Origin of the sequence: Gordonia effusa NBRC 100432 (genome assembly GCF_000241305.1) — a bacterium.
In the GTDB taxonomy this organism is placed as follows: domain Bacteria; phylum Actinomycetota; class Actinomycetes; order Mycobacteriales; family Mycobacteriaceae; genus Gordonia; species Gordonia effusa.
The window spans coordinates 1-24,170 of record NZ_BAEH01000004.1 but is presented as its reverse complement, the minus strand read 5'-3'; the positions used below and the strand labels follow the sequence as shown (position 1 = coordinate 24,170).

Genomic DNA, 24,170 nt, shown 5'->3' with positions numbered 1-24,170 from the left:
CATGGGGTCTGTCGATCAACCGTGCGTATCGGGTGGGCGATAGACGAGAACTTTCTCAGTACGAAGTCAACTAGAGGGATTGCCAGTGCTCAACAAGCTGCTCCGGGTCGGCGAAGGTCGAATGGTCAAGCGTCTGGATGCGATCGCATCGCATGTCGAGTCGCTGTCGGACGAGATCGAAGCGCTGACCGACGAAGAACTGCGCGGCAAGACCGACGAGTTCAAGGAGCGGATCGCCGACGGGGCCTCGCTCGACGAGCTGTTGCCCGAAGCATTCGCCGTGGCCAGGGAAGCCGCGTGGCGCGTCCTGGATCAGAAGCACTTCCACGTCCAGATCATGGGTGGTGCGGCACTGCACTACGGCAATATCGCCGAGATGAAAACCGGTGAGGGAAAGACCCTGACCTGTGTGCTCCCCGCGTATCTCAACGCCCTCTCGGGCGACGGCGTCCACGTGGTCACGGTCAATGACTACCTCGCCAAGCGTGACTCGGAGTGGATGGGCCGCGTACACCGCTTTCTCGGTCTGGAGACCGCGGTGATCCTCACCGGTATGAGCCCAGATGCACGTCGGGTCGCCTACGCCGCCGACATCACCTACGGCACCAACAACGAGTTCGGCTTCGATTATCTGCGCGACAATATGGCTCATTCACTCGAGGAGCTGGTCCAGCGCGGCCACAACTTCGGCATCGTCGACGAGGTCGACTCGATCCTCATCGACGAGGCCCGTACTCCGTTGATCATCTCTGGCCCCGCGGAAGGGTCGAGTAAGTGGTACACCGAGTTCGCGCGCCTGGCACCCATGCTCAAGCGCGATGAGCACTACGAAGTCGACATCAAGAAGAAGACCATCGGTGTACACGAGGCCGGCGTTGCCCTGGTCGAAGACCAGCTCGGTATCGACAACCTGTACGAGGCATCCAACTCGCAGCTGGTCAGCTACCTGAACAACGCGATCAAGGTCAAAGAACTGTTCCAGCGCGACAAGGATTACATCGTCCGCAAGGGTGAAGTCCTCATCGTCGACGAATTCACCGGCCGCGTGCTCGACGGCCGCCGTTTCAACGAAGGTCTGCACCAGGCGATCGAGGCCAAAGAGGGCGTCGAGATCAAGGCGGAGAATCAGACGCTCGCCACGATTACGCTGCAGAACTACTTCCGCCTCTACGACAAACTCGGCGGGATGACCGGTACCGCTGAGACCGAAGCAGCCGAGTTCGACCAGATCTACAAGCTCGGGGTGCTGCCCATCCCGACGAATAAGCCGATGATCCGCAAGGATCAGTCCGATCTGATCTACAAGACCGAAGAGGCGAAATTCGACGCCGTCGTCGACGACATCACCGAGCGGCACGAGAAGGGCCAACCGGTCCTGATCGGTACCACCAGTGTCGAGCGTTCAGAGTATTTGTCGCGGCAGTTGGAGCGTCGCGGAATTCCGCATACCGTGCTCAACGCCAAATTCCACGAGCAAGAAGCGCAGATCATCGCCGAGGCCGGGCGGACCGGAGCGGTAACCGTCGCCACCAATATGGCCGGCCGCGGTACCGACGTCGTGCTCGGCGGTAACCCCGACATCATCGCCGATACTCGCCTGCGCAAGGCCGGTCTCGATCCGGTACATACTCCCGACGAATACGAAAAGGCTTGGGACGAAGCCATTTCCGTCGCTCGCGAGAATGCTGCCGACGAAGCCGAGGCGGTTCGCGAAGCTGGCGGCCTGTACGTGCTCGGCACCGAGCGACACGAGTCGCGCCGTATCGACAATCAGTTGCGCGGCCGGTCCGGTCGTCAGGGCGATCCAGGAGAGTCGCGGTTCTACCTGTCGCTCGGCGACGAACTCATGCGCCGCTTCAACGGCGCTGCGCTGGAATCGATTATGAACCGCGTCAATCTGCCTGACGACGTGCCGATCGAAGCGAAGATGGTCACCAAGGCCATCCGCAGCGCGCAGACGCAGGTGGAGCAGCAGAACTTCGAGGTTCGTAAAAACGTCCTCAAATACGACGAAGTGATGAACGAGCAGCGCAAGATCATCTACGGGGAGCGCCGCACCCTCTTGGAGGGCGAAGACCACGGCGAGCAGGTGCAACAGATGATCGACGACGTCGTCGGCGCCTATGTCGACGGGGCAACCGAGATCGGTTACGCCGAAGACTGGGACCTCGACGAGTTGTGGACGGCGCTCAAGTCGCTCTACCCGATCAACCTCGATCCCAAAAAGGTCGTCGGCGAGAACGAGTACGGCGAGCGTGAAGATGTCAGCGCCGACGATCTCAAAGAAATACTGCTCGCCGATGCGCATGCCGCCTATGACCGGCGCGAGGAAGAGATTTCCGAGATCGCCGGGGATGGTGCCATCCGTCAGCTCGAGCGTTCCATCCTGATGAGCGTGCTGGACCGTAAGTGGCGTGATCACCTGTACGAGATGGACTATCTGCGCGAAGGTATTCACCTGCGCTCGATGGCCCAGCAGGACCCCGTTGTGGAGTACCAGCGCGAGGGTTTCGACATGTTCAGCAGCATGCTCGAAGGCCTCAAGGAGGAGACCCTCGGATTCCTGTTCAACGCGCAGGTTGAGGTCGAGGCGCCGCAGCAGCCCACACTGAACGTGCCGACCGGACGGGCCGAGCCGCTGTTGCCTGGCGCGCCGGAGCCGGTCACCGTCCAGGAGGGTGACAAGACCGAAGCTCCGGCCGCATTGCGCGCGCGCGGCGTCGCCGAGCCGGCCGAGGTGCCGATGACCTACTCCGGCCCAGCCGAAGACGGTGGTACCGAGGTCTCGTCGGATGCCGAAGAGTTGGAGGACCCGGCATTGGCATCGGCGAGCCGCCGGGAACGTCGGGCCGCTGCTCGATCCGGGGCCAAAACGACGACCAAGCCGCCGAAGTCGAAGAAGAAGCGTCGCTAAGGGAAAAATTCTCCCGATAGGTGGAACCGAACGGCGGGGTCGCTGCGTCAGATAGGGCATGGAAACGACGCACCTGCTGGTTCGGCCCGCACCGCGCTACGAACACACCGGGGATTGGTTTGGTTCGCCGCCGCTCATCGCAGCGGTCGAACTCGCACCGCCCACCCCGCGTGCCTGTAAGTCGGTCGAAACCGAACGCGCGCCCGAGCCGACGGCACGTGAGGCGCGAACATTCGTCGTCACGGCGATGACACAGGTCCTCGAGGTGCTCGACCGTCGGCGTCCCGTTGCTCGGCTGGCCGAACTGGTGGTCCCGCATGTCGTCGACCAGATTGTCGCACTGCGGCGCACCTGCGATGTCGGAGCTGCCAGCGCCGAATCCGCGTTGCCCACGGCCGCCTTGCGGCGTGTCCATATTCAGATGTGCGCGCCGGACGAGGCGGAATTTTTCGGCAACTATCTGCGTGGGGAGCGGGTGCTAGCCTTCGCCGGCCGCGTTGAGCATGTGCCGCAGCGGGTACGTCGGATTGCCGGTTCGGAGCCGTATCGGCGACCGCGACGGACCGAGTTGCGTTGGCGGATAAGGTCGATCGCACTGGGATAGTCGATGGAGATCCCGGCCACCGACTAGAATCGGTTTTCATCATGGTGAATCGACTGTCCGCGCGTGATGCGATGTTCTACTTTCTCGACGAGGCGGGTTCGACGACGCATCTCGGTGCGTTGATAGTGCTGGAGAAGAATGCCGCGGACGAGGCCGATACGCAGGCCGCGCCGGATCTGGACTATCCGACGTTGGTGACCTTGGTCGAAAACCGGCTACAGTTCGTCCCGCATTACCGGCAGATGGTCAAGACGGTGACGCTGGGCCTGGCCCGACCGGTCTGGGTCGACGACCCGGGATTCGATATCAATTTTCACGTGCGCCGCGCGGGTCTGCCGCGGCCGGGCGGGTACGAACAACTCCACGACCTGGTCGGCCGCATTATGTCCCGGCCGCTCGACCGCAAACGCCCGCTCTGGGAGCTGTATCTGATCGAGGGGATCGCCGACGGCAGACTGGCGATTTTGACCAAGACTCACCGGAGCCTGATCAACGGCGTCGACTCCCTGGAGATTAGTGAGGTTCTTCTTGATCGAGATCGGCAGTCGCGCGCGTTCACCGAGGATCTGTGGATGCCGGGGTCGGTGCCCGGCGATGTCGCCCTCGCGCTGGGAGCGGTCGCCGATGCGTTCGCCCGGCCGGGTGAGATGGTCGACGCACTCGTCAGCGGCAACGGCCCGGTGTCTGACTTCCGTTCTCTCGCACAGGAATCGGTGCGCGCGGTCGGTGGTTTTGTCCAGCAGGCGATCAGTGGAGCGCCGGAAAGTCCGTTGAACAACGCGACGACGTCGACACGCAGTTTTACCGCGGCGTCGGTTTCGGCGACCCAGTGCGAGGCTATCGCGCGGCGATATGAATGCACGATCAACGACGTTCAGCTGGCGGTGATCACCGGGGTGATGCGGCGGTGGATCCTGTCGTCGACCGATATTCTGCCGGGCGGGATGTCGATTCGCGTGGCGTTGCCACTGTCGGCGCGCGGAGCCGACGAGCCAGTGGACGCCGATGCGTCGCCGAGTTGGTTCGCCGACGACGCGCGCGGGTTCGTCACCGATCTTCCGGTGGCAGAAGCTAATCCGATGGTGCGGCTGGCTCAGGTCGCGGGCCTGGCCAACCGGTACGCCCACTCCTCCCGACGCCAAGCCCCGGGCGCGCAACCATTTCTGCCGGAACTGGGTATGGTGCCATTCGCCGACTTCAGTTCGAGGTTCTTCAGCAGTTTCAGTCAGCGCGCCTATAACTTGCCGATTGCCATTGCGGAGCAACCGATTTCACGCCGGTACCTGTCCGGGTGGGAAGTCGCCGAGTTCTATCAGGTGCCGGTCCTGCTGGCCCAGCGCGCCTTGGCGGTGAGTGTCGTGGCCTACGCGGACCGAGTGCAGTTTGGTTTTCTCGGTGACCGCGGGGTACTGGCGGACTTACCGTCGTTGGCCGGTTACGTGACCGAATCATTCGACGAGTTGCTGGCGGCGTCGCGCACCGCGCCACCGAGCAAAGGTTGAGAGGGAAGGGCGATATGAGGGTATATCTGCCGGCAACGCTGGAGATGTTGACGAGCTTGTCCGGTGCCGGCGAGTTTCACCCGGTGGGCGGCACGGCGTTCGCCGTGACGCCGACCCTGCGGGAGTCGTTCACCGCCGGCGATGATGAGGAATTGGCCGAGGTCGCCATGCGCGAGGCGGCCCGTGCCTCGTTGCGTCTGTTGGCCGCACAGGAGGTTGGCGAACTGCCGGTACGTCGGGCGGTGGTGTCCGCCGACGTCGCCGAGGCGACTCTGCGCCCCGACCTCGACGACGCCGTCGTCAAGGTGGTCGGACCCATTCCGCTGAAATCTATTGCGGCAGTTCATGTTGACGGTGCCGATGCGGAGAACGCGGTGCGTCGGGCCAGCGACGTCGTCGATCAGGCAGATCTGGGTGACGAAGACGCCGAATTGGCGATCGGTGACGCCGAGGATTTCGACCTCGGCTGGTATGCCACGCAGGAACTGCCATTCCTGTTGGAGCTGCTCTAATTCCGCTCGCCCGACTTTGAGGTAACCTACGGAAGCGTAACTTGACTGGTTGCGGCAGAAGGAAGGTTGTCATGGGTTGGCTTGAGGCGTTCGAAGCGCCGGTCGAAGGGGTCGCCGCTCGTTATCGCGGCACCCACTGGGCGCGCGCTGCTCTCGCGCGGATCACCACGCCGTTGCTGCCCGACGACTACCTGCATCTGGCGAATCCGCTGTGGTCGGCGCGCGAATTGCGCGGCAAGATCGTCTCGGTTATCCCGGAGACCGATGACACCGCGACACTGGTCATCCGGCCGGGGTGGGGCTTTTCCTTCGACTATCAACCCGGCCAGTACATCGGCATCGGCGTACTCGTCGAGGGGCGATGGACCTGGCGTTCCTATTCGCTGACCTCTACACCGGCGACATCGGATGGCGGGCAGGCCAAGACGGTCGCGGTGACCATCAAGGCGATGCCGGAAGGACGGTTGTCGTCGCATTTGGTCAATGGCGTACAACCGGGGACCGTGGTGCGCCTCGCGGCGCCCCGGGGAGAGTTCGTTCTGCCCGATCCGCTCCCGACCAAGATCGCCTTCATTACCGCGGGCAGTGGCCTCACGCCGATCATCTCGATGTTGCGCACCATGCGACATCGCAACCAGCACACCGACATTCGGCTGATTCACTCGACGCCCACGTCGGAGTCCCTGCTGTTCGCCGACGAACTCGCCGGGTACGCGGCCGACGGCCTTATCGACCTGCACGTACAGCACACCAGGACCGACGGCAAACTCACCGAACAGCGGCTCGCCGAACTCTGCACCGACTGGCGGACGCGGCAGACCTGGGCGTGCGGGCCAAGTGGGTTTCTCGATCTGCTGCACGGCATTTGGCGCGGCGCCGATATCGAGGATCGGCTTCACATCGAACGTTTCGCGCTGGAGCGCGGCGCGGTCGGTGCGCAGGGCGGAACCGTCACTTTCGGTCGTGACGGAAAGTCGGTCGAGGTGGACGGTGCGACCACACTGCTGGAGGCGGGTGAAGAGGCCGGTGTCCTGATGCCATTCGGTTGCCGGATGGGAATCTGCCAGAGCTGCGTGGTGATGCTCGACAAAGGGTGCGTGCGCGATCTGCGTAATGGTGCTGAGCATGTCGAAGGGGAGCGCATCCAGACCTGCGTGAGCGCGGCGGCCGGCGACTGCACACTCGACGTGTGACGTCCGTCCCTTGCTAACCTACGGCGCAGTAACCTACGATTGCGTAGGTTACGACAACGTAGGTAGGAGGTTTACCTTCCGTGGCGATCTCAGACATCCCCGAATACGCACATCTCTCACACCGTGACATCGAAGAACTTGGCGCCGAACTCGATGCGATCCGCGCCGACATCGAGGCTGATCGCGGTGCCCGCGACGCCCGCTACATTCGCAACACCATTCGTCTGCACCGCAGCCTGGAACTCGCCGGCCGTGCTTTGATTTTCGGGTCGACCAAACGATCCATGTGGTGGGCGGGCGCGAGCACGCTCGGCGTTGCCAAGATCATCGAGAACATGGAAATTGGCCATAACGTGATGCACGGCCAGTGGGACTGGATGAACGATCCCGAAGTGCATTCGACCAATTGGGAGTGGGATAACACCGGACCGTCGGCGCACTGGAAGCACACCCACAACTACATCCACCACAAGTACACCAACGTGCTCGGCATGGACGACGACGTGGGCTACGGACTGCTTCGCGTCACTCGCGACCAGCGGTGGCGACCGTTCTATCTGGGCAATCTGTTCTACAACACGCTGCTCGCGATGTTCTTCGAATATGGTGTTGCCGCACAGCATTTGGAGCTTGGCCGCAAACGAAAGACCGAGGCGGATCGACTCGCGCTCAAACGTGACCTGGCCGACGTCGGGGCCAAGGTCGGCCGTCAGATCGGCAAAGACTATGTCGTGTATCCGGCCGCCGTCGGCCTCGCGACACGTTCGCCGCGCGGCGTAGGCAAGGCGATGACCGCGAATCTGCTGGCGAATATCATCCGAAACGTGTGGACCAACGCGGTCATCTTCTGCGGTCATTTTCCCGACGGCGCGGAGAAGTTCACCAAGAAGGATATGGACAACGAGTCGCGGGGACAGTGGTATCTGCGGCAGATGCTTGGCAGCGCCAATTTCCGGTCCGGCCCGGTGCTCGGTTTTATGAGCGGGAACCTGTCGTATCAAATCGAGCATCACCTGTTCCCCGACTTGCCGAGTAATCGGCTGGCGGAGATCTCGGTGCGGGTACGCGCGTTGTGCGACAAGTACGACCTGCCCTACACCACCGGCAGCCTGCCCGTTCAATACGCGAAATCGTGGCGCACGATCGCCAAGTTGTCGCTGCCGAATAAGTACCTGTCGGCCACCAGCGATGACGCCCCCGAAACCGCGTCCGAGCGGCGCTTCGACCACCTCGGCGCAGACGACGAGCGGCTTTACCGCGGCGTCGATGCGAGGACTGGCCGGCGCCGCGGTCTCCGCTCGGCCATCGCCGCGGTACGCGAGGGCGCCAGCGGCCGGTTGGCGGCCTGAGCAAATATGTTTTTACAACGTAGGATGGGTGCCAATGGCAATCACTGACGTAAACGCTTACGCCCACCTCACCGATGCCGACGTCGAGGCCCTGGGCGCCGAACTCGACGCATTGCGACGCGAAGTCGAGTCCGATCTCGGGATGCGAGACGTGCGCTATTTACGCCGCACCATTCTCGCGCACCGGGTGCTCGAAATCGCCGGCCGCGCAGCACTTCTCGGCAGCCACCGACGCTCGCTGTGGTTCCTCGGTACGGCCGCGCTGTCGTTGTCGAAGATCATCGAAAACATGGAACTCGGCCATAACGTGATGCACGGCCAATGGGACTGGATGAACGACCCCGAGATTCACTCGACGTCGTGGGAGTGGGACATGGTGTGCGCGTCCCCGCACTGGAAGCACTCGCATAACTTCATCCATCACAAGTACACGAATATCATCGGCCTCGACGACGACGTGGGCTACAAGCTTCTGCGCGTCACGCGAGATGAGCCGTGGCAACCGAAGCGGCTGCTGCAGCCGCTGTCGAATATTATGCTGGCGGCCACTTTTGAGTGGGGTATCGCCTTGCACGACCTCGCTCTTGGCGACGTCATCAACGGTACGAAATCCAAAGAGGTCGCGTACCCGCAGATCAAGGAATTTCTGCTCAAGGTTGCCCGTCAGATCGGCAAGGACTACGTGCTGTACCCGGCACTCACCGGCCCGAACTTCAAGCACACATTGACCGCCAACCTGACCGCCAACCTCGTCCGCAATGTGTGGGCCTACCTCGTCATCTTCTGCGGCCATTTCCCCGACGGCGCGGAGAAATTCACCCTCGAATCGCTCGACCACGAGACACCTGGCCAGTGGTATTTGCGGCAGATGCTCGGCACCGCGAATTTCGATTCCGGTCCGGCGTTGGCCTTCCTGTCCGGGAACCTGTCATATCAGATCGAGCATCATCTGTACCCCGACCTGCCCAGCAACCGGCTGCCGGAGATCGCGGTTCGAGTTCGAGAACTATGCGTCAAATACGACCTGCCGTATACGACCGGTCCAATGTCGGTGCAATACCTGCAGACGTTGCGCACGATCAACAAGCTCGCGCTGCCCGATCGCTTCCTGAAGGCAACCGCCGACGACGCTCCGGAAACAGCGTCCGAGCGTCGCTTCGCCGATCTTGCCCAGCGCTCTCGCGGTCTCAAGACCGCGATCGCCGACCTAGCTGCCCAGCGACGGGCGGCGCGTAAGGCCCGGCGCGCCTCACGCTAAGACCGCGGCGAGCAGACGCCGCACCGCCATCGCGCGACGATACGAGTGCCCGGCCAAATCGTCGAGTGCGCATTCGGGGTCGGCTGGTGGCCCGAGGTGCGTACACCCGCGCGGGCAGAGTTCGATGGCGTCGCGCAGATCGTCGAAGGCGTCGACGATGTCGTCGGCGTTGATATGCGCCAATCCGAATGAGCGGATGCCAGGGGTGTCGACGACCCAACCCTGTGGTTCGCCCTCGGTGCCGGGCAACGGCAACGCCACTGACTGTGTGGACGTGTGGCGGCCCTTGCCGACGCCAGATACCACTCCGGTTGCCCTATGTGCTTGTGGCACAAGGCGGTTCACCAGAGTCGACTTTCCGACGCCGGAGTGGCCGATCAATGCCGTCAGCTGGCCGCGCAGAATCTTAGCGACGTCGTCGAGCGGGTCGGCGCGTCCGGCGAGTACCACCGGAAGATCCAGATCGGCGAACGCTGCTCGGAAGTCGGCGGCGTCGGCCAGGTCCGACTTGGTAAGGCATAGGACAGGTTCGAGGCCGCCGACGTAGGCCGCGGCCAGTGCGCGCTCGACGAAGCCCGTGCGGGGCGGCGGATCGGCGAGTGCGGTGACGATCAACAGTTGATGTGCGTTGGCTACGACAATCCGTTCGTAGGGGTCGGTGTCGTCGGCAGTGCGGCGCAGAACGGTCGACCGATCGGCCACACGCACGATACGCGAGAGGGTATCGCGCCGTCCGGTGACATCGCCGACGACAGAAACGTTGTCGCCCACCACAATTGGCGTCCGCCCGAGTTCTCGCGCGCGCATGGCGACGACAATCTTGTCGGGATCGCCGTCCACCGCGCAGCCCCAGCGCCCGCGATCAACCGACACCACCATCGCCTCGACAGCGTCGGAATGTGCCGGCCGGGTCTTGGTCCGTGGCCGCGTCCCTTTGCCGGGACGCACTCGGACATCAGATTCGTCGTAGCTGGCCGCATCGCGACCGCCACGCCCGCGCCCGCTCACCGCGGGCCGATCATCGCGCTCCACATTCCGGGAAAATCGGGCAGGGTCTTACTCGTCGTGGCGATATCCTCCACGCCGACACCATCTACTACCAGCCCGATCAGTGCCCCGGCGGTCGCCATCCGATGGTCGGCATATGACTTCCACACGCCGCCGTGTAGCGGCCGCCCGACGATGCGCAGGCCGTCCGCGGTTTCGGTGCAATCGCCGCCGAGCCGGTTGATCTCGGTGCTCAAGGCGGCGAGGCGGTCGGTTTCGTGACCGCGCAGGTGGCCGATCCCGGAAAGTACCGACATGCCGTCGGCGAGTGCGCACAGCGCGGCGATGGTCGGGGTCAACTCGCCGACCGCCCGCAGATCGGCGGTCAGCGGTGCCAGCCGATCTGGGCCGGTGACACTGAGCAATCCGTCGGTGAGTCCACTGGTGGCGCCCATCTGCGCCAGCAAGTCCACGATCTGGGCGCCCGGCTGCGTCGTCGTGGCCGGCCAGCGCGGCACCGACACCGTTCCACCGGTCGCGGCCGCCGCGGCCAGGAATGCCGCCGCGTTGGACAGGTCCGGTTCGATCTCCCAGTCGACGGCCTCGATCACACCCGGCGCGATCCGCCAGGTGTTGGCCTCGGTGCGGTCGACAGGTACCCCCGCGGTGGCGAGCATGTCGACGGTCATATCGATATGCGGCATCGATGGAACCGGTTTCCCGTTGTGCCGCACCACAATTCCATTGTCGAAGTGAGCGGCCGAGAGCAGCAGCCCGGAAACGAACTGCGACGACGCCGAGGCGTCGATGGTTACCTCGCCGCCGCGGACGGCGCCGGTAGCGGTGACGGTAAACGGCAATGCGGCGCCGTCGATATCGACGCCCAGGGCACGCAGCGCATCGAGAATCGTGTGCAGCGGGCGTGTTCGTGCCTGTTCGTCGCCGTCGAAATTGACCGTGCCGGTGGCCAGCGCCGCGACCGGCGGCAGGAAACGCATGATCGTGCCCGCCAAACCGCAGTCGATCTGAGCGGCGTGCATCGGCGCGGGTGTGATCGTGACCCGGGTGCTGTCGGCGGGATCTACCCGTACGTCGACTCCCAGTGCCGACAGTGCGGCCAGCATGAGATCGGTATCGCGGCTGCGCAGGGTGCCGGATATCGTGCTGGCGCCGTCGGCGAGCGCGGCGAGAATCAACGCGCGATTGGTGAGGGATTTTGATCCGGGCAGCTCGACGGTTGCGGTGAGCACTGTGCCCACGGTCGGAGCATGCCAGATTGGTCGATCACTCACTGCGGTCATGACTTCCAGTCTGTCATGTGCGAATTCGGTAGCGGCGAAATGTCGATGCGGGGTGACCGGTCCCAGCTATGGATGTAAGAATATCCCCGTGCCACGATCCCGATTGCCAAGCGCAGGAATATTGCTTTTCCGGCTGCGCGCTGGAGCTCCCGAATTCTTGATCGTCCACCCCGGCGGCCCACTCTGGTCTAAGAAAGATGCCGGTGCCTGGTCGATTCCCAAGGGGGAATACCGTCCTGACGATGACCCGCTCGAAGCGGCGAAACGCGAGTTCACCGAGGAGATCGGTTTCCCGGTTCCGGACGGTCCGCTCATCGAACTGGGCGACGTCACGCTCAAAAGTGGCAAGGTGGTCACCGGGTACGCGCTGGAAGGCGACATCGACGAGAAGGCCATCGTCAGCAACAAATTCGAGTTGGAATGGCCACCGCGGTCGGGTCGCACGCAGTCATTTCCCGAGGTGGACAAGGCAATGTGGGCGACATTCGCGGCGGCTCGCCGCAAACTCAATCCAGCCCAGGCGGAATTCTTGGTCCGCTTGCTCAGCGTCGAGATTCCGTCGTCGAGCTGAGTCAAATCTACTGGCGCACAACGCAATCTGGTGTATATGGCTGTGCGGCTAGGTGTCCCGCTCAACCAGCACACACGACTGGGGTGGCAGCTTGACGCCGACCTGGGCGCCGGTGAGATAGATCGCGCGACCGGCGACATCGGCTAGCAGCGGTTGATCATCGATGCCGTCGACGGCCAGCGTCAGTCGGGTACTGGCGCCGCACCACACCGAATCGAGTACTCGCGCCGGCAATGCGATGGGATCGGTCGGCGAGCACACGTGTATGTCATGCGGTCTGATGCACAGATAGGCGGGCGACTGCGGAGCCCAACGTCGGGCGCCGGTTGACGACGAGTGGGCGAGCGCGGATAGCATCCGGTCACCGACAGTCACCAAAGCGGAATGTCCGTAGACGCGACCAACCGTGCAGGCGATGAGATTGGCCGCGCCGAGCAGCGTCGCGACAAACCTGTTCGATGGTCGGTCCCACAGGCGGTCGGGCGTATCGACGTCGACCAGGTGGGCATCGCGCATGATCGCGATTCGATCGGCAAGTACCAAGGCGTCGTTCCGATTCCGGGTCGCGTAGACCATCGCGGTCTCGGGAACTGATTTGCGCAGCTGTCGCAGTTCGGTCAACGCGCAGCGCCGCGAGTCGACGTCGAGCGCCGCCAAGGGCTCGTCGAGTAGCAGCACGTCCGGTTTGACGACCAGCGCGCGGGCCATCGCCACTCGGTGCTGTTGGAGCCCGGATAGTTCGCGTGGCAGTCGCCTCGCATATGCCCGCATGCCGACCATATCCAGGGTCTCGGCTACCCGGGTGGCCAACTCGGACCGACGGTATCCGCGTGCCTTCAGTCCGGCGGCGACGTTGTCGGCGACTTTAATATGCGGGAAGAGCGCGAAGGAGTGCACGAAGATGCCGTTGCCGCGCTTGGCGGGCGGCACGTCGGTGATGTCGCGATCGCCGAGCAAGATCCGACCGTGTGACGGTCGTATCAGACCGGCGAGTGTTTTGATCGCGGTGGATTTGCCGGCGCCGCCCGGGCCGAGCAAGGCGACCGTCTCGCCGATGGCGATCCGCAGGTTGAAATCGACCAGTGCGCTCGTCATCGCTCTCCCGCGCCGATAGGTCACCGAGATCGACGAGAAGGTAACCGCTGGCGGCACGGAAACGGCGCGGGCGACGGCGTCGGCCGCTATCAGATCGGCGTCAGGCTGGTTGGTATGAAGCTGCCTGCTCATTGAAGCAGGATGAGGGCCTTCGGCATACAGTCGGCAACGTCGAGCCCAATACGCGGCGGAAACTACGAAAACTTACTGGCTAATCATGTTCAGCGACGCGACTTCCGACGGCAGTAGCTCGGCGATCAACGCGTTTGCGTCAGCATCGGTGAGATCGATCGCCGGATACCCCTCGGAGCCCGCGGCAGTTGCGACAACCACAGTGCTGACGCCGACGCGCCGTTGGAAGAAGGACTGTCGGGTCGTCGTACCGATGACGCCGTCGCGGTGCAAGACCCGACGTTGACGCGCGATGGTTGGGGGAGCGAATACCACCGACGATGCGGTCACCTCGGTGCCAAGGTGGCGATAGCGAGGTACGCCGAGTGCGGCCAGCGCGACGGCGAGCACTGTCGCCACGACAAGTGCTGGCCACCAGCCGGGGGCCGCGATCACCCCGGCGCCCACGCCGACCACGATCACGGCTCCGGGTACGGCGGCACGAGTCAGGCGACGTCGTCGGGCGGCTGGGCCGTGGGGGCGCAGCGTCTGGTTCAGTTCGGCGGAGTCACCGGAAACCAGCTGGGCGACCCGCACCGCCTCGGCATGTGGGGCCGGGGGCAGTAACAGTGGATGCTTGGTCGATCCGGTCGCGATGCCCGAGAGTTTCGCGCCGTGTACCGGCCGCATCAACACCGGTTCATGCAGGTACACACCGTGTACTCGGTCGTCGTCGAGGGTTGTCGAATGGGTCGTCAGCAGGCCGCGGGTGATATGCAGTGACCGTCCACTTGACGTCGTGCCGGGCGATGTCATGGTCCGGGTGACCGAGAAATTCCAATATGACAGCGCGTAACCGATGAGCGACAACAACGTCGCGACCACGATCACGCTGATGACAACCAGTGCTATCAACAACCCCGGCGACGATTTGAATCGTTCGGCTACCCCGCTGGCGGCCTCGATACCGCGCTCGCTCAGATCGAGTTCGTTGACCAACTGCGCACCGATACCGACTATTGCGCCGGCAGCGGCGAAACCGGCCAGCGAGAAGGGCGCGAACCGGAGCCAACTCGGGTGGAAACGCGTCAGTTCGGTCGACGCGGGGCCCGCTGACAACGGTTGGGCGGCGTTGGGCTGCCGGGCGATCAACTGTTCGCGTAACGCGATGGCGGCGGGTGTGGCGATGGCGTTCAATTCCACGACAGTGCCTTCGGTATCGCCGCCGGTACCAATGCGTACCTTGGATAATTTCAGGACGCGATGTGGCAGCGTCGCCGACAATTCGACGCTGCGGATGCGATCGCGCGGCGCGCTCGCAGTCTTGCGAGTGATCACTCCACTGCGCACCGTCACCCGTTCGTCGGTCACTTGGTAGCGGGTGGTGAGCCACGGTACGACCGCGATCAGTGGCAGACCGATCGCTCCGATCACCGCGCCGAGCATCGGCGAGGTACGGCCGGTCAGGAACACTGCGATGATCACCGGGATGAGCGACGGGAGCATTTCGACCGGCTTGACCGCGATCATCCACATCGACAGGCGATGCCACTGGTCACCGTGATCAGGTGGCGTCATCGCCGCGGTTCTCGATTCGGATGGTCAGGTCGGACGCGATCTGACGGGCCATCGCGGCGTCGAGGCCGGCGATGTGGACGGTGCCGGCAGACGATGCGGTGGTGACCTTCAGCTGCGCCAAGCCCAAGAGCTGTTCGAATGGCCCGGCGGCGGTGTCGATCACCTGAACGCGCGAGATCGGGATAATGACTCGTGTACGGGTGAACCAGCCGGCCTGGCTGTAGATGACAGTGCCGGTCACCTCCCATCGATGGAAGCGGTACCGCCACGCGGGCACAACCGTCGTGTAGAAGACGGTGCCCGCACCGACGACCAGCGTCGCGATCGCTGTCGGTATCCGCGCGGGTTCGACGAATACGGCGACAGCGAGCAGTGCGAGGAAGACCGGCACACCGAACACCAGCGGACCGATCCGCCACAGCGTTCGGGCGCGCGGATCTACCAGGTAGGCGGGATCACGCAAACTCGGGTGCTCGGAATTGGTCATCGACGACCATTCTGCCGTGTCCCTATTTGAAGTTCGCGGCAGCCGGCTCAACGAGAGTGATGGCGTAGGGCACCGAAAGGACGCTCGGATAGTTGAACGCGGCCTGCGAGGTGTTATCCAGGTAGGCCACGGTATTGCCCTTGACCGATTTGAGTTCGGACCAGCCGGGCAGCTTAGCAGCGAGGCTTTCCGGGGTCCCCTGACGGATCCACATCAGCAGCAGATCGCTCGACAGCACGTCCATCCGCTCGGGCGAAATGAATGCGCGGCCGGATTTGGAACCGGACACCGAAGCCACACCCGGGTCCAGGCGCAGGCCCATCTGGGCGAGCAACAGGCTCGACGGGTCTTTGGCGTTGGTTACGACGCCGATCTGCCCCTCCGGGGTCGACGTGCCAAAGGTGAAGGTCTTGCCCTGCGCTGCGGGGTACTTCTGCTTGAAGGCGTTGAGCTTGTCATCGACGCCCTTGATCAGCTCGGTGGCCTTGTCCGTCTTGGCGAAGATTTTGCCGCCGGTAGTGGTTAGTTCCTGCCAGGTGTCCATCACCGCTTCTTTGCTGATCACCGGGATGGTCGGGGCGAGTTTGCTCAGTTGGTCGTAGATCTGCTTGCTACCGAGGTAGCCGGCGAGAATGACGTCGGGTTTGAAGGCCGCGAGTTTGGTCAGGTCGACGTCGGCGGTGGAGTTGACGTTGATGACTTCGCTCTTGTGGTCGGGCGTCCACGGAGTCTTGCCCGCCGGCGCGCCGTCGGAGAACAGGCGGTATTCGGCGACGATGGGAACGTCGAGCGCGACGAGGGTGTCGGTCCAGTTGCCGCCGACGGTGATCACCCGCTGGGGCAGGGCGTCGATTGTGGTCGAGCCGTACTGATGCTCGATGGTGACGGGGGTATACGGGCCGTCCGATGACGACGCGTCGTCGTCGGGGGAACTACACGCGGAAAGAACGAGTAGAACGCCAAGGGGGACAATGGCAATGCGGGACCAGCGACGCAAGACACTCAGCATGAAGTTAGCCTAGGCTTATGGCCTCTGCGGTGCCAAGTCGGGATCGGATTCTCAGGCTATCGGGGTCCGCGCGTCGAGCCAGGAGATGGCATCGAATCCGAAGGAGCGACTGGCCTCGCGTAGCGAGCCGTTCATCGGCTGGCCCTCCGCGCGCAGCACGTACTCGCCAGCGACGTTGTATATCGAGGCGATGATCGTGGCGGTGCTGGGCGGAGTGGCGTCGATGGGAATGTCGACCCGACCACCGCCGAAGGTCGTGATGATTAACGTACCGGTCCATTCGACGGTCTGGCCGGTTGCCGACGTCGCGACAACGATGAGTCGGCTCAACTCGCCCGAGCGTCGCAAATTGATCCCGAATCTGCCAAAGCCGTTGCTGGCAAAGGTGATTAGCGGGTCGATGCTGGTGGGTGGCGGTGGTGAATGCGGATGCGTGGGATCGACGACGTAGGACTCACCTTCGCTATCGGTGACGATGCAGGCGAGCGCGAGAGCCACGGTGGCTGGCGCGAGCAGTTCGATGTCGATGCCGCCGACCCCCGACTGGACGCGGGTGAGGGTGAGCGTGGGGCGTGTAGGTAGCAGTTGTTCGCGGTCGTCGCCGACCAGTCGGCGGACGGGATGGATCGACGGTGGCTGTGCCGCAGCATGTTTCGGCCGCTCGGACGAATGTGCCGCGGCAGGCTCGGGTGGTGAGGGGGCGGTGGATAGGTCGAGAAGGTTGTCGCTGGGCGTCGGTGTTGGTGCCTGTGCCGGTGGTGGCGGATTCGGGGCTGGCGGGGCGGCCGAGGCCGTCATCGAGAGGTCCAATGGGTTGTGGTCCAAGGGATCTGGCGTCGGCGGCGAGGTTGGCTGTGACGGCGCCGGGGGTGCCGACTCTTTGCGAGCGTAATGGGTGTAGTCGATCGAGGGTAATGTTGCTCCCGCGCGCGGGCGGCTGCGAGTAGTGAGAAAGCCGAGATCGGTACGGCGAGAGGCGGTTTCGGGGTCGCCGATCACAGTGGTATCCCGTAATCGGCGGCGATCCCGCGAATCCCGGTGACATGTCCCTGCCCGAGCACTTTGAACTTCCACCCACCGCGGTATCGGTAGATCTCACCGAGTGTTGCGGCCGTCTCGGTGTCGAAGGTGGGTGCCAGATCCTCCGACCGGACCAATTCGACGTTGTCGTCGCCGTTGACCACTCGCAGGACGCACCGTCGGAGCTGGCCGAGGCTCCGGCGGCGCGAGGTGCCTTCGTTCAGGTAGAGAATGGCGACGATCCGGCTGATTGATTCGGGAACCGCGTGTAGGTCGATGTCGATCTGTTCTTGATCGGAGCCGAGTTTCGAATTTAGTTGTTGCACAGACAGATCCGGGTCGGAGATCTGATTGAAGAAGACGAAATCCTCGGCCGAGCGTGCGTGGCCGGCATCGTCGCACAGGATCGCGGCGAATACCAGGTTCTGATCGATAATCGTCTCGGCGCCAGAATGCCAGTCGATGCCCAGCGTTACGTGGGCCAACGTTGGGATCTCGCGGGTCAGCTCGACATTCGCGCCGCGTTGCATGGTCGTCACAGTTGCAGGTCCGATCGGGAGAACTTGGTTCGCAGGAAGTTGCCTTGCGTCCGCAACGCGTCGAGGTCACGTGACTTCGCGGCGGCGAACACCTCGGCGGCCGAATCCCAGAGCAGATTAAGTTGCTCGTCGAGTAACGCGGCGTTCGGGTCGGTGCCTTCAGTCGTCGAGCCGGCCATCGTCTGAGCGGCGGCGAGGTAGGTCGCCACCGACGTGCGCAGATAATCCGAGGCGATGGCCCGCACCGAGATTACCGCGTAGACGTCGAGTTCGCGGGTAGTCGAGGTGGCGATGGTCGCGCTGAGCAGGTCGCATACATAGCGTGCTGTGACGACCGACTGATTCGGCAGGTGACCGGCGTGGGCGTTGACATACCAAACCAGCTCGCTGACCAGCCGATTAAGTTCGGCTGGCGAGTCTTCGCCGAGGCCGGTGGTCCCATCGGCCGGTGGGGTCGCCGACGGCGGGGCAGCCCGTTCTGGACCTCTGCGGTTGCGTCGAAACCACGAGGCCAACGATCAACTGCCGATCTGACCGGCCGGGCCCGGTGTCTGGGCGGTCTGTTGCTGAATCCGAGCCAGGTAGGGCTTGGCCTGTTCGATCTGCCCCTCCAGAGCGGTGACCGTTTGTGACATCGAATCAACCGCTTGGGCGCGGAAGGTGTCTACAGCGTCCATTGCCTGGAATACGTTGTTGAAGGCGATCTGCAGTTTCTCGACGTCGATCATCGCGCCGGCCGCCTGCTGATTGATTTCCGAACCCTGGATGCGCAGCTGGTTCGACGTTTGCTCGATGAGATTCGACGTCGTGGTGTTGAGTGCGTTGATCTGATCGAGGACGAGCTTCTGCCTCGCCAGTGCCTGCGAGACGATGACCGCGGTACGCAGAGCGGTGATCGTGGTGGTCTGCGCGCGGTCGACGCCTTTGATGAGTTCCAGGTTGTTCTTCCGAACCAGATCCAGTGCCATATACCCCTGCACGTTGACCGTCATCTGCGTCATCAGGTCTTGGCGACGCTGACGGATGGCGAACAGGGCATCGGATTTGAGGGTGTTGGCGTCGTCGGCGCGTCCGGCCGCTTCTAGTTGGGCGACTTTCGCGGTGACCGCTTCATCGAGCGCACCGGCGAGTTCGTTGTACTCGGCGAGCTTGCCCATCAGCGTCCACATATTGGACTTCTCGGTCTCGATAGCCGCGTTGTCCTTGCGCAACTCGTCTTGGCCGGAGTCGAGCGCCTTGATGATGGCGTTCAAATGTGTTTGTGACGCTTGGTATTTCGCGAAGTAACGGTCGATGGCGCTGCCGCCGGGAATGAACCGGAGGAGCTTTTTCTTGCCCGACAGTTCGGCTTGCCCGGGGTCGAGGTCGGTAACCGTGTTGCGCAGATCGTAAAGGGTATTCGCGACTCGAGTCTGCGCGTCACCGCCACCGCCGCCCTTGGCGTTGCGGACGGTAGCGGCGGGGCGTTCGAGGATGCGGTTCGCGACACCGGCCGAAGCCCGCATTTCGTTGGTCCCCATCGCGGTGATCGAGGAGACTTTCGAGGTGAACTCCGGTGATCGGGTATCGAGCGCGACCAACGAGTCGGCGAATTCCGCGGCCTTTTTCTGAAGCTCGGTCTGGGCGGCCGGTGGGACGGCCACCGCCCCTACCGCTTGTTCCGGTTTGACCAGTGTTACTGGCGCCGGGGGAGTGAGCACCAGGTCGCCGGAGGCGGCCGGCTGGGCGGGGGTGGCCGGTACGGTGCTTCCGCCCAGATCGAGTTCAGACATCGAAACTGCCTCTCTTGAAACCTATTTGCGTCCTGCGGACCAGCGCAGCCCCCAGTTGTAGGCTGCGTCGAGATGCGACTGGTCACCCTCGACGTATCGCTCCTCGCGGATGACGCGCAAGTCGCCACCCACATTGTCGAGCATAGCGACCGCGCAGAAGCGAATACCGTTGCGTGGATTGTCCAGGCGTACTTCGACCGCCGGTCCCGCTGCTGGGAACAAGGTGACTATGCCGTTCGCACTGGACCAGTTCGCCGCTCCCTCATAGATGTAGGCGAAAACCAGGATGCGGCGAATTTCGTGTGCGCGGGATAGGTCGATGTGGAGATTTTCACCACCGGCGATACTTCCCGAACGATCGTCGCCGTCGAGTTGGAGCACGTTCGCCGGCCCGCGTCGATTGGTGAAGGCGTTGCCAAGCGCCTGCACGACTCCTTTGCTTCCGTCAGTGAACTCGTAGAGGCAACCGAGGTCCAGGTCGATCCGCGGAGCGGCGAGCCGTTTGAAGAATCCGCCCTGCGCCGGTGCGGCCGACCAATTCAGGTTGACCCGCATGCTGCCGCCCACGGAGCCCTGCTTGGTCAACGAGACCGACGGTGACTCCTTGGTCAGAGTCACCTTCGACAGTGAGACGGGCGGTCCGCCGGCGCGTGGTTGCTGCGGATACGCCGGTGGCTGTTGACCGTGCGGCGGATAGGCGGGCGGTTGTTGCTGCTGCGGGTACTGCGGCTGCGGGGGTTGGTAGGCCGGTGGCTGTTGCGGGTAACCCGGCGCTGGAAGCTGCGGATATCCGGGTTGCTGCTGCGGGTAGGCCGGTGGTTGTTGCTGTTGCGGATATCCGGGAGCGGGCGGCTGGGGATATCCCGGCGCTGGAGGCTGCGGATATCCGGGTTGCTGCTGCGGGTAGGCCGGGGACGGTGGCGGGGGCGCGGGCGGATTCGGTGTCGCCTTCGGACGCTTGTTGTAGTCGATGCCCATCGGGGGCTCCTAGAGGTGTTTGGTGGCGGCCGGGGACACCGGTTCGTCGGGATGGTCGGTTGGCGTGGCAACGGGCTCGCCGTCGTTCGAATCGTCGGTATTCTCCAAAGCGCTTATTCTTCGCCGTCGGATGATCGAACTCATCAGCGACAGTGCGATCAACCCAACTCCGACAAGTCCCACGACAACTTCGGGGACTTCGTAGCGCATCGTGATCAGCAAAAGAACTGCCAGTGCGCCGATGGCCCACATCGCGCCATGCTCGAGATACACGTACTCGCTCAGGGTCCCGCGACGAACGAGGAAGACGGTCAACGAGCGGATGAACATCGCACCGACGCCGAGGCCGATCGCGATGATGATCGGATCGGACGTGATCGCGAACGCCCCGACGACGCCGTCGAAGCTGAATGATGCGTCGATGAACTCGAGGTAGACGAAGAGGAAGAACGCCGCTTTGCCGGTTGCCACCGCCAATTGGGTGTTACCGCCCTTGGTCGGAGCGGCCGCATCGAGTTCGGCTTCTTCGTCTTCTTCTTCGATGTTGAACAGTTCACCGAGTCCGTTGACGAGCAAGAAGGTAATCAGACCCAAGATGCCCGAGAGCAGGACCGTGGAGATCTTGTGCTCGGGGGCCAGTGTGTAGGCCGAGATGACCAGAACCGCGAGCGCGATAACCACTGCGAGCTGGTCGAGTTTGCCGATGCGTTCGAGGGGACGTTCGATCCAGCTGAGCCAGTTGATGTCCTTCTCGTCGAAGACGAAGCCGAGGAACAACATCAACAGGAACATGCCGCCGAAAGCCGCGATCGCCGGATGGGCGTCGTTCAGCAGGTAGCCGTAGGTGCCGGGTGTTTCCGGGTCGCCCTTCTCCATTGCCAGCCGCAGAGCCTCGGCCGGGTTGAGTTTCGCCGTAATCCCCACGACGAGCAACGGAAAGATGAGGCGCATACCGAATACGGCGATCAAGATGCCGACGGTAAGGAAGATCTTCTGCCAGTACGGACTCATCCGCCGCAGAATCGTGGCGTTGACCACGGCGTTGTCGAAGGAAAGCGAGATTTCCAGGACGGCCAGGATCGCGACGACGGCAAGGCCCGTGGTGCTGCCGTACCAGAATCCAGCGGCCAGCCCCAGTATCGCGATACCTATGGACCATCCGAACGTCCGAAACAGTGTCGGATGCTCCTGAGTCTCAGCCAACGTTGACGCCGAAGTCGGTGGCCAGTCCGTGCAGGCCGTTGATGTAACCCTGGCCAACCGCGCGGAATTTCCAGTCCGCGCCGTTGCGGTACAGCTCGCCGAAAATCATCGCGGTTTCACTTGACGCGTCCTCGGTGAGGTCGTAGCGCGTCAGCTCGGTGTTGTCGGCCTGGTTGAGAACGTGGATGTAGGCGTTGCGCACCTGACCGAAGGATTGGCCGCGTGCCTGTCCCTCGTAGATGGTGACGGCGATGACGATGCGGTCCACTGTCGGCGGTACCGCGGTGAGCGCGACTTTGAGAACTTCGTCGTCGCCGCCGCTACCGCCGACCAGGTTGTCGCCCGTGTGCTCGACCGATCCATCTGGGCTGGTCAAGTTATTGAAGAAGATGAAGTGCTGGTCGGAGAGCACTTTGCCGTTGGTGCCGAGGATGAAGGCGCTCGCATCGAGGTCGAAATCGGCGCCGCTCGTGGTCCGGGCCTCCCAGCCCAGACCGACGAAGATCGAGGTGAGGCCGGGAGCCTCCTTGGTGAGTGAAACGTTTCCGCCTTTGGCCAGACTGACGCTCATATGAGTTCCTTCCACTTCGGTCGACATTTGGTACGTGCGAGCCGCCACATTCCTAGCAGATGAGGCAGACAAACGTGCGCGTCAATCCTATGCGCCTCGCGTGGATCGGCGCGCACCGCCGCGAAACTTGTTCGACGACAAGGGCATTCGCACAAGGGGAGTCCGCGCTCGCGTCGTCTGTTCGACATACGCCCAAGGGTGTGCGAGGCCACTGGCGCGCGCTGTCTAGGGTGACTGATATGCGTGCATTTGCGTATTTCTAGCGGTTTTCACATCAGGAGTAGTCAGTGGTAAAGGTCGACGGCAGATTGCAGAACCTCTTCGACGAGGTAGTCCGGACAAACCCGGGGGAGCAAGAGTTTCACCAGGCGGTTCGCGAGGTGTTCGATAGCCTCGGACCGGTGGTGTCGCGGCATCCTCACTACGCCGACCTCGCGGTGATTCAACGACTATGCGAACCCGAACGCCAGATCATCTTCCGCGTGCCGTGGGTAGACGATGCCGGGCAGGTGCAGATCAATCGCGGATTCCGGGTCGAGTTCAACTCGGCACTCGGCCCATTCAAGGGCGGTTTGCGATTCCATCCCAGTGTCTATCTCGGCATCGTCAAATTCCTTGGCTTTGAGCAGATTTTCAAGAACGCTCTCACCGGATTGCCCATCGGCGGCGGCAAAGGCGGTGCCGACTTCGATCCCAAGGGACGATCGGACGCCGAAGTGATGCGCTTTTGCCAGTCGTTTATGACCGAGCTCTACCGCCATATCGGCGAATACACCGACGTGCCCGCGGGTGACATCGGCGTCGGCGGCCGCGAGATCGGCTATCTGTTCGGCCAATACAAGCGGATTACCAATCGCTACGAGTCTGGGGTGCTGACCGGTAAAGGTCTGGCTTGGGGCGGCTCTCAGGTCCGGACCGAGGCAACCGGCTACGGGGTCGCGTATTTCGTCGACGAGGTGCTGCGAACGCAAAGGGAGTCCTTCGATGGGCGTCGCGTGACGGTTTCCGGGTCGGGCAACGTCGCCATCTACGCGATCGAGAAAGTCACCGAACTCGGCGGCACGGTTGTCGCGTGTTCGGATTCGTCGGGCTATCTCATTGATGAGAAGGGCATCGATCTGGATTTATTGAAAGATGTCAAGCTCAATCGTCGTGAGCGGATTGACTCCTATGTCGCCGAGCGAGGTGGGGACGCTCGGTTGGGAACGTCAGGTTCGATTTGGCATGTGCCGGTCGACGTCGCGCTTCCCTGTGCGACACAGAACGAACTCGACGAATCCGATGCTGCCGCACTGATCAAGAATGGTTGTCGAGTAGTTGCCGAAGGCGCAAATATGCCGTGCACGCCCGAGGCAGTGAGGGCATTCGCCGAGTCCGGGGTGCTCTTCGCGCCGGGCAAGGCCGCGAATGCCGGCGGTGTCGCGACGAGTGCGCTGGAGATGCAGCAAAACGCATCGAGAGATTCGTGGTCGTTCGAATACACCGAGGGGCGGCTCGCCGAGATCATGCGCGGGATCCACGACCGCTGTTTGCGCACCGCCGACGAATACGGGGTCCCGGGCAACTATCTGCAGGGCGCCAACATCTCGGGGTTTGTACACGTTGCCGATGCGATG

Annotated in this window: 22 protein-coding genes; 9 read left to right on the top strand and 13 right to left on the bottom strand. The window is 63.1% G+C overall.

Annotation, left to right across the window (positions count from 1 at the left end):
• Positions 1-85 precede the first annotated feature (85 nt).
• From secA to GOEFS_RS00220, 7 genes are all read left to right on the top strand, one after another.
• Complete coding sequence (secA, locus tag GOEFS_RS00250) at positions 86-2,914, top strand: preprotein translocase subunit SecA (protein ID WP_040524113.1); 2,829 nt, start codon at positions 86-88, stop codon at positions 2,912-2,914.
• Positions 2,915-2,972: 58 nt separating this feature from the next.
• Entirely contained in the window at positions 2,973-3,518 is a 546-nt protein-coding gene (locus tag GOEFS_RS00245) for an Rv3235 family protein (protein ID WP_007315844.1), read from the top strand.
• A 41-nt stretch (positions 3,519-3,559) separates the two neighbouring features.
• Positions 3,560-5,020 (top strand): wax ester/triacylglycerol synthase family O-acyltransferase, encoded by a 1,461-nt coding sequence (locus GOEFS_RS00240; RefSeq protein WP_007315843.1) that lies wholly within the window; start codon positions 3,560-3,562, stop codon positions 5,018-5,020.
• 14 nt (positions 5,021-5,034) lie between these two features.
• Entirely contained in the window at positions 5,035-5,532 is a 498-nt protein-coding gene (locus GOEFS_RS00235) for a DUF6912 family protein (RefSeq protein ID WP_007315842.1), read from the top strand.
• A gap of 71 nt (positions 5,533-5,603) precedes the next feature.
• Positions 5,604-6,725 (top strand): ferredoxin reductase, encoded by a 1,122-nt coding sequence (locus GOEFS_RS00230; protein ID WP_007315841.1) that lies wholly within the window; start codon positions 5,604-5,606, stop codon positions 6,723-6,725.
• Positions 6,726-6,805: 80 nt separating this feature from the next.
• Positions 6,806-8,074: a fatty acid desaturase family protein gene (locus GOEFS_RS00225; protein ID WP_007315840.1), complete on the top strand. Its 1,269-nt coding sequence runs from the start codon at positions 6,806-6,808 to the stop codon at positions 8,072-8,074.
• Positions 8,075-8,108: 34 nt separating this feature from the next.
• Complete coding sequence (locus tag GOEFS_RS00220) at positions 8,109-9,332, top strand: fatty acid desaturase family protein (protein ID WP_007315839.1); 1,224 nt, start codon at positions 8,109-8,111, stop codon at positions 9,330-9,332.
• On the opposite strand, the gene rsgA is transcribed toward GOEFS_RS00220, so the two are convergent.
• Together rsgA and aroA are read right to left on the bottom strand one after the other, a co-directional pair.
• A complete protein-coding gene (gene rsgA / locus GOEFS_RS00215) occupies positions 9,324-10,340 on the bottom strand; it encodes a ribosome small subunit-dependent GTPase A (protein WP_007315838.1) in 1,017 nt (338 codons plus the stop codon). The genes GOEFS_RS00220 and rsgA overlap by 9 nt on opposite strands.
• Positions 10,337-11,620: a 3-phosphoshikimate 1-carboxyvinyltransferase gene (gene aroA, locus GOEFS_RS00210; protein WP_040524110.1), complete on the bottom strand. Its 1,284-nt coding sequence runs from the start codon at positions 11,618-11,620 to the stop codon at positions 10,337-10,339. The genes rsgA and aroA overlap by 4 nt, the downstream gene beginning before the upstream one ends.
• 88 nt (positions 11,621-11,708) lie before the next feature.
• Here aroA and GOEFS_RS00205 point away from each other — a divergent pair, with 88 nt between their 5' ends.
• A complete protein-coding gene (locus GOEFS_RS00205) occupies positions 11,709-12,191 on the top strand; it encodes an NUDIX hydrolase (protein WP_245549732.1) in 483 nt (160 codons plus the stop codon).
• Positions 12,192-12,239: 48 nt separating this feature from the next.
• Here GOEFS_RS00205 and GOEFS_RS00200 read toward each other — a convergent pair whose 3' ends face one another.
• From GOEFS_RS00200 to GOEFS_RS00150, 11 genes are all read right to left on the bottom strand, one after another.
• Positions 12,240-13,418, bottom strand: a complete 1,179-nt coding sequence (locus tag GOEFS_RS00200; protein ID WP_007315835.1) for an ABC transporter ATP-binding protein — start codon at positions 13,416-13,418, stop codon at positions 12,240-12,242.
• Between the two features lie 72 nt (positions 13,419-13,490).
• Positions 13,491-14,975: a PH domain-containing protein gene (locus GOEFS_RS00195; protein WP_007315834.1), complete on the bottom strand. Its 1,485-nt coding sequence runs from the start codon at positions 14,973-14,975 to the stop codon at positions 13,491-13,493.
• Positions 14,962-15,462 carry a PH domain-containing protein gene (locus tag GOEFS_RS00190; RefSeq protein WP_007315833.1) on the bottom strand — a complete coding sequence of 167 codons (501 nt, stop codon included), beginning with the start codon at positions 15,460-15,462 and terminating at the stop codon, positions 14,962-14,964. The genes GOEFS_RS00195 and GOEFS_RS00190 overlap by 14 nt, the downstream gene beginning before the upstream one ends.
• A gap of 22 nt (positions 15,463-15,484) precedes the next feature.
• A complete protein-coding gene (locus GOEFS_RS00185; RefSeq protein ID WP_007315832.1) occupies positions 15,485-16,471 on the bottom strand; it encodes an ABC transporter substrate-binding protein in 987 nt (328 codons plus the stop codon).
• Between the two features lie 51 nt (positions 16,472-16,522).
• Positions 16,523-17,269 (bottom strand): hypothetical protein, encoded by a 747-nt coding sequence (locus tag GOEFS_RS23870; protein ID WP_138917819.1) that lies wholly within the window; start codon positions 17,267-17,269, stop codon positions 16,523-16,525.
• Between the two features lie 197 nt (positions 17,270-17,466).
• Entirely contained in the window at positions 17,467-18,021 is a 555-nt protein-coding gene (locus tag GOEFS_RS00175; protein WP_040524126.1) for a TerD family protein, read from the bottom strand.
• Positions 18,022-18,026: 5 nt separating this feature from the next.
• On the bottom strand, positions 18,027-18,545 hold the full coding sequence (locus GOEFS_RS00170) for a hypothetical protein (RefSeq protein ID WP_007315829.1): 519 nt from the start codon (positions 18,543-18,545) through the stop codon (positions 18,027-18,029).
• 3 nt (positions 18,546-18,548) lie between these two features.
• Positions 18,549-19,802 (bottom strand): toxic anion resistance protein, encoded by a 1,254-nt coding sequence (locus GOEFS_RS00165; protein ID WP_007315828.1) that lies wholly within the window; start codon positions 19,800-19,802, stop codon positions 18,549-18,551.
• Between the two features lie 21 nt (positions 19,803-19,823).
• Positions 19,824-20,780 carry a TerD family protein gene (locus tag GOEFS_RS00160; protein WP_007315827.1) on the bottom strand — a complete coding sequence of 319 codons (957 nt, stop codon included), beginning with the start codon at positions 20,778-20,780 and terminating at the stop codon, positions 19,824-19,826.
• A gap of 9 nt (positions 20,781-20,789) precedes the next feature.
• A complete protein-coding gene (locus GOEFS_RS00155) occupies positions 20,790-21,983 on the bottom strand; it encodes a DUF475 domain-containing protein (RefSeq protein WP_007315826.1) in 1,194 nt (397 codons plus the stop codon).
• On the bottom strand, positions 21,976-22,554 hold the full coding sequence (locus GOEFS_RS00150) for a TerD family protein (RefSeq protein ID WP_007315825.1): 579 nt from the start codon (positions 22,552-22,554) through the stop codon (positions 21,976-21,978). Before GOEFS_RS00150 ends, GOEFS_RS00155 begins: the two co-directional genes overlap by 8 nt.
• 287 nt (positions 22,555-22,841) lie before the next feature.
• Here GOEFS_RS00150 and gdhA point away from each other — a divergent pair.
• Positions 22,842-24,170 (top strand): NADP-specific glutamate dehydrogenase (gene gdhA, locus GOEFS_RS00145; RefSeq protein ID WP_007315824.1); only part of this gene is annotated, 1,329 nt, incomplete at its 3' end.

Bases quoted from the DNA above. Each gene is read 5' to 3' on its own strand.
- GOEFS_RS00245 (WP_007315844.1), top strand. From the start codon at position 2,973: ATGGAAACGACGCACCTGCTGGTTCGGCCCGCACCGCGCTACGAACAC.
- GOEFS_RS00240 (WP_007315843.1), top strand. From the start codon at position 3,560: ATGGTGAATCGACTGTCCGCGCGTGATGCGATGTTCTACTTTCTCGAC.
- GOEFS_RS00235 (WP_007315842.1), top strand. From the start codon at position 5,035: ATGAGGGTATATCTGCCGGCAACGCTGGAGATGTTGACGAGCTTGTCC.
- GOEFS_RS00230 (WP_007315841.1), top strand. From the start codon at position 5,604: ATGGGTTGGCTTGAGGCGTTCGAAGCGCCGGTCGAAGGGGTCGCCGCT.
- GOEFS_RS00220 (WP_007315839.1), top strand. From the start codon at position 8,109: ATGGCAATCACTGACGTAAACGCTTACGCCCACCTCACCGATGCCGAC.
- aroA (WP_040524110.1), bottom strand. From the start codon at position 11,620: ATGACCGCAGTGAGTGATCGACCAATCTGGCATGCTCCGACCGTGGGC.
- GOEFS_RS00200 (WP_007315835.1), bottom strand. From the start codon at position 13,418: ATGAGCAGGCAGCTTCATACCAACCAGCCTGACGCCGATCTGATAGCG.
- GOEFS_RS00195 (WP_007315834.1), bottom strand. From the start codon at position 14,975: ATGACGCCACCTGATCACGGTGACCAGTGGCATCGCCTGTCGATGTGG.
- GOEFS_RS00190 (WP_007315833.1), bottom strand. From the start codon at position 15,462: ATGACCAATTCCGAGCACCCGAGTTTGCGTGATCCCGCCTACCTGGTA.
- GOEFS_RS00185 (WP_007315832.1), bottom strand. From the start codon at position 16,471: ATGCTGAGTGTCTTGCGTCGCTGGTCCCGCATTGCCATTGTCCCCCTT.
- GOEFS_RS23870 (WP_138917819.1), bottom strand. From the start codon at position 17,269: ATGACGGCCTCGGCCGCCCCGCCAGCCCCGAATCCGCCACCACCGGCA.
- GOEFS_RS00175 (WP_040524126.1), bottom strand. From the start codon at position 18,021: ATGCAACGCGGCGCGAATGTCGAGCTGACCCGCGAGATCCCAACGTTG.
- GOEFS_RS00165 (WP_007315828.1), bottom strand. From the start codon at position 19,802: ATGTCTGAACTCGATCTGGGCGGAAGCACCGTACCGGCCACCCCCGCC.
- GOEFS_RS00160 (WP_007315827.1), bottom strand. From the start codon at position 20,780: ATGGGCATCGACTACAACAAGCGTCCGAAGGCGACACCGAATCCGCCC.
- GOEFS_RS00150 (WP_007315825.1), bottom strand. From the start codon at position 22,554: ATGAGCGTCAGTCTGGCCAAAGGCGGAAACGTTTCACTCACCAAGGAG.